The following is a 12439-nucleotide window of genomic DNA, read 5'->3' on the forward strand; positions in this document are numbered from 1 at the left end:
CTACCGTCGTACCATGAGCCACGAACATGTGACCCCACGCGCCGGAGAATCCGCCCCCTTCCACTTCGACGACCGATGGATCGTCGATGCCGGAATCGATCGAGTGTGGGCGGTTCTGGAACGAGTCGATGAGTGGCCCGGGTGGTGGTCGGGGCTGACCGCCGCGGAACGGATCGAGACCGGACCTGGTGGTGTTGATGCCGAGGATCTGTCTGTGACAACCGGCAGCCGAGCCCGCCTGCTGGTCCGCGCTCCGATCGGATGGTCGCTGCGCTTCACCATCGAGGTCGAAGAGGTCGAAGCACCCCAGCTCATCCGGTTCCAGTCGGAGGGCGATCTGCGCGGCGAGGGCCGATGGACGTTGACCGCTTCCGAAGGGGTGACGGCCATCGATGCGATGTGGTGCGTGACGACGAACAGAACCCTGATCAGGGCGATGCGACCGCTGTCGGGACTCATGCACGCGCTTGTGATGCGAGCCGGCGAACGCGGACTCGGGCGGCGACTGTCGGGACAGGGCTGTCACTGATCCGAACTCCTCAGGTCACGCGAAACTCGAAAATGCCGCCGCCGGTGACGTTATTTTCGAGTTTCGCGTGGCCTGAGCTCGTTTCGCGCTGCCGGAAGGTCATCGGCAGCCGCCCATGCATCGATGCCGCCGGCAAGCGAGCGCAGACGGACGCTAGCCGGCACCGAACCGGACAGGAACTCGACGGCCTCGGCTGACCGGGCCCCTGACTTGCAGTGGATGACGATATCGTCAGATGAACCCGCCGGGCCGGAGCCACCGAGCACCGTGGCGAGAGCCTGCCATCCGCCGTTTCGCAGATCGTCGAGAGGCAGATGCACCGATCCGGGGATGGAAGTCAGCTCTCGTTCCCAGTCCTCTCGCACATCGACGACGATCACCTCGTCTCTGCGAGCCCGAAATTCGGCGGCATCGATTTCGTCCGCCGCAGTGCCGGCCGTCTTTCCGATGGTCGGAACTGCTGCGCAGGCGGCGGCCACCTCGGTGAGATCCGTGACCGTGGGACGGTCCGGATCGGGAGAGAACCGCAGGGTCGAGTACTCTCCGGTCAACGCCTCATAGCGTAGGAGCCGACCGATGAACGGGGCGCCGATGCCGCAGATGAGTTTGATCGCCTCGGTCGCCATCGCCGAACCCACGGTTCCACACAGAACCCCGAGGACTCCGCCTTCGGCACAGTTCGGCACCGAATCGGGCTCCGGGATATCCGGGAACAGATCGCGCAGCATCGGCCCGTGCCCAGGAACGAATGTGCTCACCTGACCGGCGAAGCGGAAGATCGTGCCCCATACCAACGGGGTGCCGGTGAGTTCGGCGGCATCGTTGGACAAGTACCTGGTGGCGAAATTGTCCGCCCCGTCGAGGACGACATCGTGGTCTGCGAACAGATCGAGCGCATTCTCCAGGGTCAGTCGCCCCTCGATCGTGCGGACCTCAAGGCTCGGATCGAGCCGGTGCACGGCGTCGGCGGCAGAGGCGACCTTCGAACGGCCCACATCGGCGTCCCGGTGGATGATCTGGCGCTGCAGATTCGACGCTTCCACCACGTCATCGTCGATGATCGTGATCGACCCGACCCCAGCAGCCGCCAGATAGTTGAGTATTGGTGCCCCGAGTCCGCCCGCCCCGATGACCAGCACCGAGGCGGCCCGCAGACGCCGTTGCCCCTCGAGTCCGAATCCCGGCAGGCTCAGGTGTCGGGAGTAGCGTTCCAGCTCCGCCCGGGACAGGGCTTCCACTGGTTCGACGAGCGGAGGAAGCGTCGGCAAGGCGGCGGCAGCAGTGCTCATTGTGCTGCAACCATTCCGTCGAACGGTGAGGACGCCAATGCCAAAGGTCGCTTGGGAATCCGCCCGGCACCGGCCGCCAGATGACCGGCTTCGACGGCCAAGGCCATCGCCCGGGCCATGGCATGAGCATCATGGGCGCGAGTGACGGCCGAGGCCAGAAGCACAGCCGAACATCCGAGCTCCATTGCCAGAGTCGCATCCGAAGCAGTGCCGACGCCGGCGTCGAGGATGACGGGCACCTGCGCACGGGAGACGATGGTTTCGATGTTGTGGGGGTTGAGGATGCCCAGCCCGCTGCCGATCGGAGCACCGGCCGGCATCACCACGGCCACTCCTGCGTCCTCCAGACGCTTCGCCAGAGCCGGATCGTCATTCGTGTAAGCGAAGACCGTGAACCCATCGAGGACGAGTTCCTCGGCCGCGGCGAAGAGTTCGATGGGGTCAGGCAACAGTGTGTCCTCATCGGCGATGACCTCGAGCTTCACCCAGTTCGTCTCCAGCGCTTCCCTCGCCAGTCGAGCAGTGAGCACGGCATCCCGCGCTGTGTAACAGCCAGCGGTGTTCGGCAGCACCCGGATCCCCAGACGCTGCAGCATGGTGAAGACCGAGTCCCGGGATTCGGCGTCGAAGCGGCGCATCGCCACCGTGGTCAGCTCGGTTCCCGAAGCGACCAGGGCGTCTTCGAGGATGCTCAGGGAACTCGCCCCACCCGTTCCCATCACGAGTCGGGACGTCAGCTCCACGTCATCGATCGTCCACGTCATGTCAGCCTCCCTGCACTGCGGTGACGATGTCGACGGTGTGCCCGTCGGCAAGTGTGAAATCGGACCAGGCGCCGCGACGGATGACTTCACCATCGACGGCCAGCGCGATGCCCAGCCGTCCACCGTCGGTCGGTGTCCCGTCGGGGTTCAGTTCCCGTCCGGTGACCTCGGCGATGAGGTCGAGCGCCGAGGCGGCACCCGAGAGCTCATGGTGCTCGCCGTTGAGGACGATGGTCGGTGAGTGTTCGCTGTCGGTCATGAAATTCTCCTCATCGAGTGGGCAGTGGCGTGGTTCGTGTGGTCAGTGGAGTGGTCGGTAGTGAAGCGGTGTGGGGAGACGGACTCGAGGGCCCCGTCAGGCAGCCAGTTGGTAGCGGTGCCCACGGTGAGTTCGGCTCCGAGCCTTCCGCCGAACGGGGCCAAGAGGAGGCCGTGCCGGAAATACCCGGTACTGACGACGCAGCCGGGATCGATGCGCCCGATCATCGGCAGGTCGTCGGGAGAACCGGGCCGGGCGCGGGTGGTGATATCGGTGATCTCCGCGTCGAGGATGCCCGGGACCAAACGCTGCCCGTCAGCGAGCAGCCGGTGGATCGCCCCCGCGGGGGTTCCGGAGAGTCCGTCTTCCCGAGAACTGGCACCGAGCACGATCTCGCCATCGGGACGAGGCACCAGGTAAACGGAGCGGCCGTTGACCAGCCCGCGGATGGTGCGAGTCAGCAGGGGAGTCGCCTCGGCAGGGGCTCGCAGTCTCAGGACATCGCCCCAGACCTCACGGATCGGCAGCTGCGGGGCACCAACGATCTCGTTGGCGGAGCTGCCGGCGCAGAGGATCACCTGATCGGCGGCCAACCGGCGACCATCGCTCAATTCGACGCCCTTGGTCGCACCACCGTCCTTGAGCAGCTCGGCAACCTCGTGACGAATGAGGGAAGACCCTGAATCAGCGGTCAGTGCGGACAGCAGAGCCGTGGAGACCCGACGCGGGTCGATCGACCGATCACCGGGAATGTCCACGGCCCCGGCCACGGCAGGAGAGAGCGACGGTTCGATCCGGCGGGCAGCGCTGCCGGTGATGAGTTCCGTGGCGGAACCGGACTGCGATTGTGCTTCGCGCAGCTCCCGCAGCGCCTGCAGATCGGCTCGGTCACCAGCGCACACCAGCGTTCCGGCATCCGTGAAGCCGAGATCGGCTGCGGCAGCGCTCGCCACCTCGGCAGCGAACTCCGGGTACATCTGCGCCGAGGTCTGCATCAACGGGTACAGGGGAGTCTGCCCCCAGACCACCTCGGCGGCGGGGGCGATCATCCCCGCAGCAGCATGGCTCGCCCCCAGCGCGGGGGCAGGATCGATGATGGTGACTTCGGCACCGAGGCGGCGCAGATACCAAGCCGTGGACAGGCCGATGATCCCGGCGCCGACGACAATGACGTTCAAAGCTTCTCCCTCCGGCGGCATGATCCGCATCAGGTCTGACGGTCGGCTCTTACGCCCTCTCAGCCTCGTTGGGAGGCTCCCGCGAACTCCTCTACTCTATGACCATGACCACACAGATGCCACCGCGCACCGCAGTACGGCAGACGAAGAGAGCCTGGAGAGAGGCCCGATTGGCTGAAGCCTCGCTCTACCTGTGCACCGATGCCAGGACCGCCCAAGGCGACCTCGCGGAGTTCCTCGACGCCGCCTTTCGTGGGGGAGCCGACATCATCCAACTGAGGGACAAGAAGCTCGAAGCCCGTGCCGAGATCGCTGCGTTGGAGGTCCTCAAAGATGCCGCCGCCCGCCACGGCAAACTGTTCTCCGTCAATGACCGCGCCGACGTCGCGCTCCTCACCGACGCCGATGTCTTCCACGTCGGCCAAGGAGACCTCACCAGCGGACAGGCCAGGGCCGTGCTCGGCCCCGATGTCCTCCTCGGCCGCTCCACGCATTCCCTCGAGCAGGCGCTCGCCGCCGAGGCGGACCCGGAGACCGACTATTTCTGCGTCGGGCCGGTCTGGGAAACCCCGACGAAGCCCGGCCGTGCTGCCGTGGGCACGGCGCTGCTGAGCGCCACAGCCGCCGAGGCGACCAAACCGTGGTTCGCCATCGGCGGGATCGCGGCGGGCGAGAGGTTGGACGCGGTCCGGAAGGCGGGTGCGAACCGTGCGGTCGTCGTCCGTGCGATAACCTCGGCTGAGGATCCCGCGGCGGCCGCTCGGGAGCTCAAGGAGGAGTTGAGATGACCGAAGCAGCTGACAGCACAGTCGACGGAGCCGACCTGTCGATTCTCATCGCCGGGGCAGGCGCCACCGGCGGAGCCTTCGGCACCTATCTGCTCGAGGCCGGACGCGATGTCACGTTCCTGCTGCGGCAGGCCCGGGCGGCGAAGGTCCGCGAAGAGGGACTGCGCTTCACTGCTCCCGATGCTGATCGGACGAATCAGGTCGAGGTCATCACGGCCGAGGAACTCAGTGCCGCACCACAGACCTTCGACCTCGTCATCGTCGCGGTCAAAGCCGGCGGCCTCGATTCGGTCATCGACGACATTGCACCGGCAGTGGGCGAGCAGACGTTGATCATTCCGTTCCTCAACGGCATGGCTCAGATCGAGAAGCTGGAGAGCAGATATCCCGGGCAGGTGCTCGGCGGATTCGTCAAGATCGTCGGCACCATCAGAGACGGAGCTGTCGTTCAGCTGACGAACATGGCCGTGATGACCATCGGCGATCTCCAAGGTGCAGACGTGCCCGCACGAATCGCCGAGGCCCTTGATGTGCCCGGGTTCAAACTCCAGACCGTTGCTGGAATCATCGACGGGCTGTGGGAGAAGTGGACCTTCATTGCCGCGGCAGGAGTCGTCACCTGCCTGTTCCGCGCACCGGTCGGAGCAATCATGGAAGCTGGTGGCCGGTCGCATGTGCACACCATCGTCGATGAACTCGAAGCGGTGGCTGCAGCGGCCGGACACCCGGTGTCAGAGGCCTCCCACGCCATGACGCTGAAGATGCTCACCGAGGACGGTTCGGCCTTCACCTCATCCCTCTACCGGGACGTGTCGGCCGGATTGCCGAGCGAAACGGAGCACATCCTCGGCGATCTGGCGGCAAAGGCAGAGGAGCTGGGAGTCGCGACTCCGCTGCTCGACCTCACACTTGTGCAGCTGCGAGCAGGCGAAGCCCAGAAGCGGCCCTGACTTCGGCAGTGCCGGTGCGCAGCATCGCCAGATAAGGCTCCTGCGGCTGAGTGTGCTCGGTGTCGGCCGACCCGTGTGCGGCGGTGAACGTGACCATCGGGACGCCGTCGGCATGATCGAGGACGAGCAGCGTTTCGTATCCGCCCGGACCCACCGAATGAGAGCTGCCCGCCGGCAGGTCGAAGACGAGCCGCTCCAGCGGACTGTCGGGTTCGGGTGGACGGTTCATCTCCTGAGCCGCCACATCGGCGAACTGTTCTGCCGTGATGAGGTAGGCCTTGGCCGGCGTCGGTCCGGGTACGGAATGATCGTAGAAGGCCATGCCGCCGCCCCAGACTTTCGATTCACCAGCGAAGTAGATCGTCCCGGGCAGATCGATCCCGGCTTCGGCTTGGGGGAGTGTGCCGTCTCTGGCACCCGGATAGGTCACCATCGCTCCTGGCGGTCGCCCGCCCTGCAGATAGCAGGCGAGCCGATCGCGAGCCATGTTCGATCCGTAGCTGACGTACCACACATGTGTTTGAGACATCTCTTCCATGATGACATCTCGAGTTTGGAGATTGCCGAATCGGGGCCTGTGGCGCGTGCGACGGCGCTGCCGCAGGCTCAGCAATCGGCGGACTAGTTCGGCGCTGCCGGTGATGGCCAGGGCGATTCCGATGCCCACGGCGACTCCGAGCAGCGGCCGGTCTTCGAAGAGCGTGCCGCCGATGAGTCCGATCCCCGTCGAATAGAGTGCCCAGGCCAGACTTCCGATTCCGTCCCAGAGCAGGAAGGCGCGGACTGGGAACCCGAGCAGGCCGGAGCCGATGGTCGCCAGACTGCGGCCCCCGGGAACGAACCGACCGGCGATGAGCACAGTCCCGCCTCGGTGAGAGAAAGCCGAATGGGCGGAGTCGAGAAGCTTCGCAACCCGAGACCACCGCCACCGCCCGACCTCGGTCGCAGCGAAACGTCCGACAAGATGAGCCGCCAGATCGCCGAGGAGGGCTCCGGACGCAGCGGCGAGGACGAGCCCTGCCGGGTGCGGCTGCCCCGTCGCGGCGAAGGTCGCAGCGGTGATGAGCAGAGTCTCCGAGGGCACAATCGGCACGAGCGAATCCAGCGCCGCGGCCACGGCGATGAGCAGGTACACCCACGGAGAGGCGAGAGTGGCAGTGAGCAGCTCGAGTGCGAAATCCATACTCATCCACGCTAGGCACCCGGAGGCGGGGTCGGTACGCGGCCGGGCACAATGTCGGAGCGGTCGACCGGCAGGCACTATTGCGGAAAACCGGAATCCGAGACTGCGGTCGAACCCCCTGTGAGTCGGCGATCGGCGTTGCTACGATCGATTCATGCCCTGGCCGAGCGCGCTGTCCACCCGCCTTCCTCCCGAAGTACGGATGTTCGCCGCGCGGTGGACGCGGTCCGTCCTCGCTGTCGTGTGGGGTGGTCTGCTGTGCCTGCCGCTTGTCATCACCTCCGTTCTCCCGCCCACCTCACGCGTGGCCACGAGAGTCCGGGGCTGGGAACTCGCCCGGCACTCCCGCGGATTCGGACTCGTCCTCGCATCTGCACCGATGAAACGGCGATTCCTGCTCGGCAACGGCCTCGTCGCAGGTCTCGCCATCATCCCCACGGCGAACCTCCTCGGCGGATTCTTCGTCGTCACTCTCGGTTCGCTCTTCCAGGGATTCTTCATCGGGGGAGCCGTCAACATCGGGTTCGACATGTGGTCGATCTCCCAGCCGACGCTTTTCGTCGGTGTCCTCTACGGGGCGGCGAACCTCATCGGAGCTATCGCCCTGGCCGAGGCGGCAAGTTGGGCGCACAGTCGCGTCGATGCGCATTTCGTCGAGGTGGAGCGCCCCTTCGCCGTCTACACTCGCATCAGTGAGCTGCTGACGACCCGCCGCGGAGTCGTTCTCGCCATCGACGAGGAACGACGCCGGATCGAACGCGACCTGCATGACGGTGTGCAGCAGAACGTCGTTTCCCTGTCCGTGCTCATCGCTCGCGCCAGACGTGCCACTGACCCGGAGAAGACCGAAGCCCTGCTCGACGATGCGCTGGTCCAGTCCCAGGACCTCATCGACGAGATGCGGGAAGTCGCCTGGCGGGTCTATCCCACAGCGCTGGACGAGCATGGGCTTCGTCCAGTGCTCGAGAGGATTGCCGGTCGCAGTCCCGTGCCGTTGACCCTCGTGGCCGTGCCGGACGGCAGATTCCCGCCCGCAGTGGAATCTGCAGCTTACTTCGTCGTCCGTGAGGCTGTGACGAACGTCGTCAAACACGCCGAGGCGACCGCGATCACGGTGGGCATCGTCGCCGAGGCGCAGACGACGCTGACCGTGACCATCTCCGATGACGGTGTCGGCGGAGCCGATCCGCGCGGGGGAGGACTCCAAGGGCTTGCGCGGCGGGTCGGTGCCCTCGATGGGAGTCTCGAAGTCGACTCCGCAGACGGCACAGGCACCACAGTGAGCGCCCGGATCCCGCTTGGAACCGAAGCACAGATGGGCAGCACGAAGAGTGAGAAGAGCTAGAGGTGACCATGACAGAGACACAGTCGGAGAATCAGATGCGCGTCGTCCTCGCAGATGATGCGGTGCTGCTGCGTGAAGGCGTCCGCAGTCTGCTCGAAGACGAAGGGATCAGCGTCGTCGCGTCCGTCGGAGACGGAGGGGAGCTGCTGCGGGCGGTCGCCGAGCTGCGACCGACCCTGGCGATCGTCGACGTGCGGATGCCGCCGACTCACACCACTGAAGGACTGGAAGCCGCGTTGGCGATCAAACGACGCTTTCCGGACATCGGCGTGCTCGTGCTCAGCCAATACGTGCTGCGCGAGTATGCGACGGAGCTTCTGAGCACCGAGTCCGTGGGCGTCGGCTACCTGTTGAAGAATCGGGTGACGGACATCGACCGGTTCCTCGAGTCCGTTCATCGGATTGCCGAGGGCGGAACGGTCATCGATCCCGACGTCGTCCGTCAGCTGCTCACCACCTCGGAGAGGCAGAACACGCTGTCGACACTGACCCCGCGGGAAAGCGAAGTGCTCGAAGCGATGGCTGAGGGGCTATCGAACCGGGGCATCGGCGAGCGGCTCTACGTATCGGTCAGCTCCGTCGAGAAGGCCATCAGCGCGATCTTCGACAAACTCGGCCTGCAAGCGGGGGAGACGACGAGCCGCCGGGTCGAGGCAGTGCTCGCCTACCTCGACCGGGAGTGAAAGAATCGGACCGTTGACTGCCACCTGGGCCGAGAACGAGGAGAGAAATGAAACGTCGACTGCCTGATCTCAAAGAGCTTGCCCCCTTGCTGCAGTTCGACCTGCCTCGCCTCGATCGGGTCGCCGCGAGGTTGGAGTCGGCCGCAGACATCTGGGACCTCCGTCGCATCGCCAAGCGGGTGACGCCGACGGCTCCGTTCGACTATGTCGACGGTGCTGCTCTGGATGAGCGGACATTGGCGAAGAACCGTGACGCGTTGGGCAACGTCGAGCTTCTTCCCCGCATCCTCCACGGAGTCGACGCCCCGGATACGTCGACGACGATCGCCGGCACCCGAACCGCACTGCCCTTCGGCATCGCCCCGACCGGCTACACGCGCATGATGCACTCCGAAGGCGAAGTCGCCGGAGTGAGGGCGGCGGCGAAGGCCGGAATCCCGTTCTCGCTGTCGACGATGGGCACGACCTCGGTCGAAGACGTCGCGCAGGCGGCACCGGATTCCACCCGGTGGTTCCAGCTCTACCTGTGGAAGGACCGGCAGCGCAGCCTCGACCTGATCCAGCGGGCCGCCGCCAGCGGATACGAGACACTGCTGGTCACCGTCGACACCCCGATCACCGGTCAGCGTCTGCGCGATCACCGCAACGGCCTGACGATCCCACCCCGACTGACGCTGGGGACCATCCTCGACGCCTCCTATCGTCCCGGGTGGTGGTTCAACTTCCTCACCACCGAACCGCCGAAGTACGCGTCACTGTCGAACACCTCTCAATCGCTGGCAGAGATGACGAAGACGATGTTCGATCCGACGCTCGACCTCGACGACCTCCGGTGGATCCGCGAACAATGGAACGGACGACTGTTCGTCAAGGGCATTCTCACCGCCGAGGATGCCCAGCGCGCCCAATCCGTCGGCGCCGATGGACTCGTCGTCTCCAACCACGGCGGCCGCCAACTCGATCGGGCTCCGGACTCGCTGACCTCACTGGTCGAAGTCCGTGCGGAGGTCGGACCGGAGATGGAGCTGATCTTCGACTCCGGGATCATGTCCGGCACCGACGTCGTCGCCGCACTGTGCGCCGGGGCGGACTTCGTGCTCATCGGCCGGGCGTATCTCTACGGCCTCATGGCCGGCGGTCAGCGAGGCGTTGAGAGGGCGATCGCCCTCATCCAGCAGGAGATCCTCACCGCCATGGGACTCATGGGGGCCCGCAGCCTCTCCGATCTCGGTCCCGACCTCGTTCGAGGACTGCCTCAGGCACCGGCCTCAGACCGGAACCTGCCGGCCGACACCATGTGAGCCTCGGTCAGACCTGCAGCAGGCGTGTGAGCAGTCGGAACTGATGGACCGAGACCTCCTCGGAATCGACGGCTGCATTGTCGTTCTCCATCAGCGTGAGAGCCCATTCATCGAAGGTGCGCAGCAGTGAGAACACCGTCAGGGTCTGGAGTTCGAGCGGACACTCGGCATCAATCGCCTCGACCTTACGCCCGACGGTGAGCATGGAGCGTACCCATTCTTCGACTCGGCCGGCGAGCTCCCGGACCGCGGGACTGTCCGGATTCGCATAGACGATGTGCCACAGACGCGTGAGCTCGGGGCTCTCAGGCCATGTTCGCGCAACGTCCTCCCAGACCGAGCGTGCTCGGTCCCAGAACCCGTCTGAGAAAGTCTCCGGAGCAGGCGGTGTCCAGAACCGGCCGGCGGATGCAGCGAGATCGGCGACGACGAGGGCGAAGAGGTCGTCCTTCGAGTCGACGACATGGTAGAAGGAGCTCTTGCTCATCCCGCACGTGGAGATGATGCGATTGAGCGACGCCTCCTCGAACGTTCGCGAAGCGAATTCTCGCGCGGCGGCATCGATGAGTGCGGCGCGCTTCTCGGGGCGCATACGCGCCAACGCAGTCTCGGACACGTCGTCAGTGTAGCAATCGCCATCCAGTCTATGGACCATCCGGTCCAGTCGGTGATATCGTGTGTGGACCACTCGGTCCACAGTGGAACCGCCATATCGGATCGGGCTGAGGAGGGAGTCCACGCATGATCATCGCGGCAACGGTCGATGGCCAGCTGAAAGACGTGCGTCCAGAAGAGCCGCGCGTCCTCATCGTCGGAGCCGGAATCGCAGGAATCGCCCTGGCTCAGCTGCTTCGGGGTCGCGGGATGCACCCGGTCCTCATCGACCGCTCGGCCGACTCCGGTCGGATGATCGGTGACAACCGTGCCGGATATATGCTCGCCCTCATGCCGATGGTCGATCCCATCATCGATGAACTCGATTGCCGGGAGGCCTACCTCGAAGCCAGCGTCGGCATCGACCGCTATATCGCCCATGTGCATACCGGCAGAGTCCTCAGGCAGGACCACCTCGGTGACCTGCTGGCCGATTACGGCGACTACCGCGGAATCTCCCGCGCAGCGCTACTCGACGTGCTCACCGACGGCGACTGCCCGATCGCGTTCGGCACTACGGTGACGGAACTGTCCGAGGGCGGCGCCACTGTGACTCTGGCCCAAGGAGACCAAGGAGACCAAGGAGACCAGGAGTCGGAGCACGAATTCGATGTCGTCGTCATTGCTGACGGAATGAATTCCCGCACCCGCGAACTCGCCACCGGCAAGGCCGGCCCAACCGAATCCGCCAAGCCCGCCTCGACCGACTCCAGAATTCACGCCACAACCGACCCCGGCAGGCCCTCGCCCGTGTCGTCAGTGGACACAACCTGGGGCGGATGGGTCTGCTGGGCCGAAGCCGATGATGATCAGAGTGCCGTCGATGAGATCTGGGGCGACGGGTTCTTCTTCGGCATGTATCCGGTCGAGGGGGCGGTCGGCGTCTTCCTCGGCTGTCCCGACACTCGGCAGCCGCTCGGCCCACGCCGATTCGCCGGGGAAGTCCGCAGCCGTCTCACGGAGCTGACTCCACGGATCGACGCCTGTCTCACCGCGGTCGCGGAGGCCGAATCACCCTTCTTCTGGCCGCTGCGGGATTCACGGGCACGCCGCTGGAGCCACGGGCGGACCGTTCTGCTCGGCGACGCGGCGGCCGGGTTCCTGCCCACGGCCGGAATCGGCGCCGGCATGGCGATGGAATCGGCCGGAGTGCTCGCCGACGAACTCTCCGCCCTGGGCGATCGGCCCAGCACGGCCTCAAGCGCGGACAGTTCGGCCGCCTCCGGAACGGTGACCGCGCTCGAGCGCTTCGAAGCCCGCCAACGACCGCGTGTCGAGGCCGCTCACGACAATTCGCGGTCTCTGGCCCGACTGATGTTCGGCCGGTCCAGACTCTTCGCCTTCGCCCGCGACCAGGCGTTCCGCGTCATCAGCATCCGCTCCGCGCTCAAGCCGATTCTGCAGCTGCTCGAATCCCCGCCTGAGCGGATGTGACCCTCCTCCCACCCTGCGTCCCCACCGGCCGCGAACGGGCTCGTGTGTGGTAGGAATGGCCAGGGTCCTCGTGCGCGGACCT

At 65.7% G+C, this 12439-nt stretch carries 13 protein-coding genes and 1 riboswitch; of the genes, 7 read left to right on the forward strand and 6 right to left on the reverse strand.

The genetic code is table 11. From position 1 onward, the window contains the following. The first annotated feature begins 13 nt into the window (after nt 1-13). The gene (locus BEP01S_RS07660) at nt 14-529 is read left to right on the forward strand and encodes an SRPBCC family protein (RefSeq protein WP_083532619.1); all 516 of its coding nucleotides are present in this window, start codon (nt 14-16) and stop codon (nt 527-529) included. Between the two features lie 50 nt (nt 530-579). Here the strand turns inward: BEP01S_RS07660 and moeB are convergent, their stop codons facing one another. The 4 genes from moeB to thiO form a co-directional block, all read right to left on the reverse strand. After that, complete coding sequence (gene moeB, locus BEP01S_RS07665) at nt 580-1818, reverse strand: molybdopterin-synthase adenylyltransferase MoeB (RefSeq protein WP_062241992.1); 1239 nt, start codon at nt 1816-1818, stop codon at nt 580-582. Continuing rightward, nucleotides 1815-2582 carry a thiazole synthase gene (locus BEP01S_RS07670; protein ID WP_039210486.1) on the reverse strand — a complete coding sequence of 256 codons (768 nt, stop codon included), beginning with the start codon at nt 2580-2582 and terminating at the stop codon, nt 1815-1817. Before BEP01S_RS07670 ends, moeB begins: the two co-directional genes overlap by 4 nt. Nucleotide 2583: 1 nt before the next feature. Next, a complete protein-coding gene (gene thiS, locus BEP01S_RS07675) occupies nt 2584-2841 on the reverse strand; it encodes a sulfur carrier protein ThiS (protein WP_062241994.1) in 258 nt (85 codons plus the stop codon). Continuing rightward, complete coding sequence (gene thiO / locus BEP01S_RS07680) at nt 2838-4019, reverse strand: glycine oxidase ThiO (RefSeq protein WP_062241996.1); 1182 nt, start codon at nt 4017-4019, stop codon at nt 2838-2840. The genes thiS and thiO overlap by 4 nt, the downstream gene beginning before the upstream one ends. Further along, nucleotides 4009-4112, reverse strand: a riboswitch (TPP riboswitch). (Overlaps the previous gene by 11 nt.) An 11-nt stretch (nt 4113-4123) precedes the next feature. Here thiO and thiE point away from each other — a divergent pair. Together thiE and BEP01S_RS07690 are read left to right on the forward strand one after the other, a co-directional pair. Further along, on the forward strand, nt 4124-4807 hold the full coding sequence (thiE, locus tag BEP01S_RS07685; RefSeq protein ID WP_244882150.1) for a thiamine phosphate synthase: 684 nt from the start codon (nt 4124-4126) through the stop codon (nt 4805-4807). Then, nucleotides 4804-5757, forward strand: coding sequence for a ketopantoate reductase family protein (locus tag BEP01S_RS07690; protein ID WP_062241998.1), 954 nt, complete (start codon nt 4804-4806; stop codon nt 5755-5757). The genes thiE and BEP01S_RS07690 overlap by 4 nt, the downstream gene beginning before the upstream one ends. Here BEP01S_RS07690 and BEP01S_RS17100 read toward each other — a convergent pair. Further along, nucleotides 5711-6940 (reverse strand): DedA family protein, encoded by a 1230-nt coding sequence (locus BEP01S_RS17100; RefSeq protein ID WP_244882151.1) that lies wholly within the window; start codon nt 6938-6940, stop codon nt 5711-5713. The genes BEP01S_RS07690 and BEP01S_RS17100 overlap by 47 nt on opposite strands. 154 nt (nt 6941-7094) lie before the next feature. Here BEP01S_RS17100 and BEP01S_RS07700 point away from each other — a divergent pair, with 154 nt between their 5' ends. From BEP01S_RS07700 to BEP01S_RS07710, 3 genes are read left to right on the forward strand one after another with little or no spacing between them, the layout of a single operon-like run. Beyond that, nucleotides 7095-8285 (forward strand): sensor histidine kinase, encoded by a 1191-nt coding sequence (locus tag BEP01S_RS07700; protein ID WP_157070544.1) that lies wholly within the window; start codon nt 7095-7097, stop codon nt 8283-8285. 8 nt (nt 8286-8293) lie between these two features. Beyond that, on the forward strand, nt 8294-8968 hold the full coding sequence (locus BEP01S_RS07705) for a response regulator (protein WP_244882152.1): 675 nt from the start codon (nt 8294-8296) through the stop codon (nt 8966-8968). 47 nt (nt 8969-9015) lie between these two features. Beyond that, on the forward strand, nt 9016-10269 hold the full coding sequence (locus BEP01S_RS07710; RefSeq protein WP_062242002.1) for an alpha-hydroxy acid oxidase: 1254 nt from the start codon (nt 9016-9018) through the stop codon (nt 10267-10269). Between the two features lie 7 nt (nt 10270-10276). Here BEP01S_RS07710 and BEP01S_RS07715 read toward each other — a convergent pair whose 3' ends face one another. Then, nucleotides 10277-10885: a TetR/AcrR family transcriptional regulator gene (locus tag BEP01S_RS07715; protein ID WP_218004332.1), complete on the reverse strand. Its 609-nt coding sequence runs from the start codon at nt 10883-10885 to the stop codon at nt 10277-10279. Between the two features lie 125 nt (nt 10886-11010). Between BEP01S_RS07715 and BEP01S_RS07720 the strand changes: the two genes are divergently transcribed. After that, entirely contained in the window at nt 11011-12357 is a 1347-nt protein-coding gene (locus BEP01S_RS07720) for an FAD-dependent oxidoreductase (RefSeq protein WP_062242006.1), read from the forward strand. The last annotated feature ends 82 nt before the right edge of the window (nt 12358-12439 follow it).

The organism is Brevibacterium epidermidis NBRC 14811 (assembly GCF_001570805.1).
Taxonomy (GTDB): Bacteria; Actinomycetota; Actinomycetes; order Actinomycetales; family Brevibacteriaceae; genus Brevibacterium; species Brevibacterium epidermidis.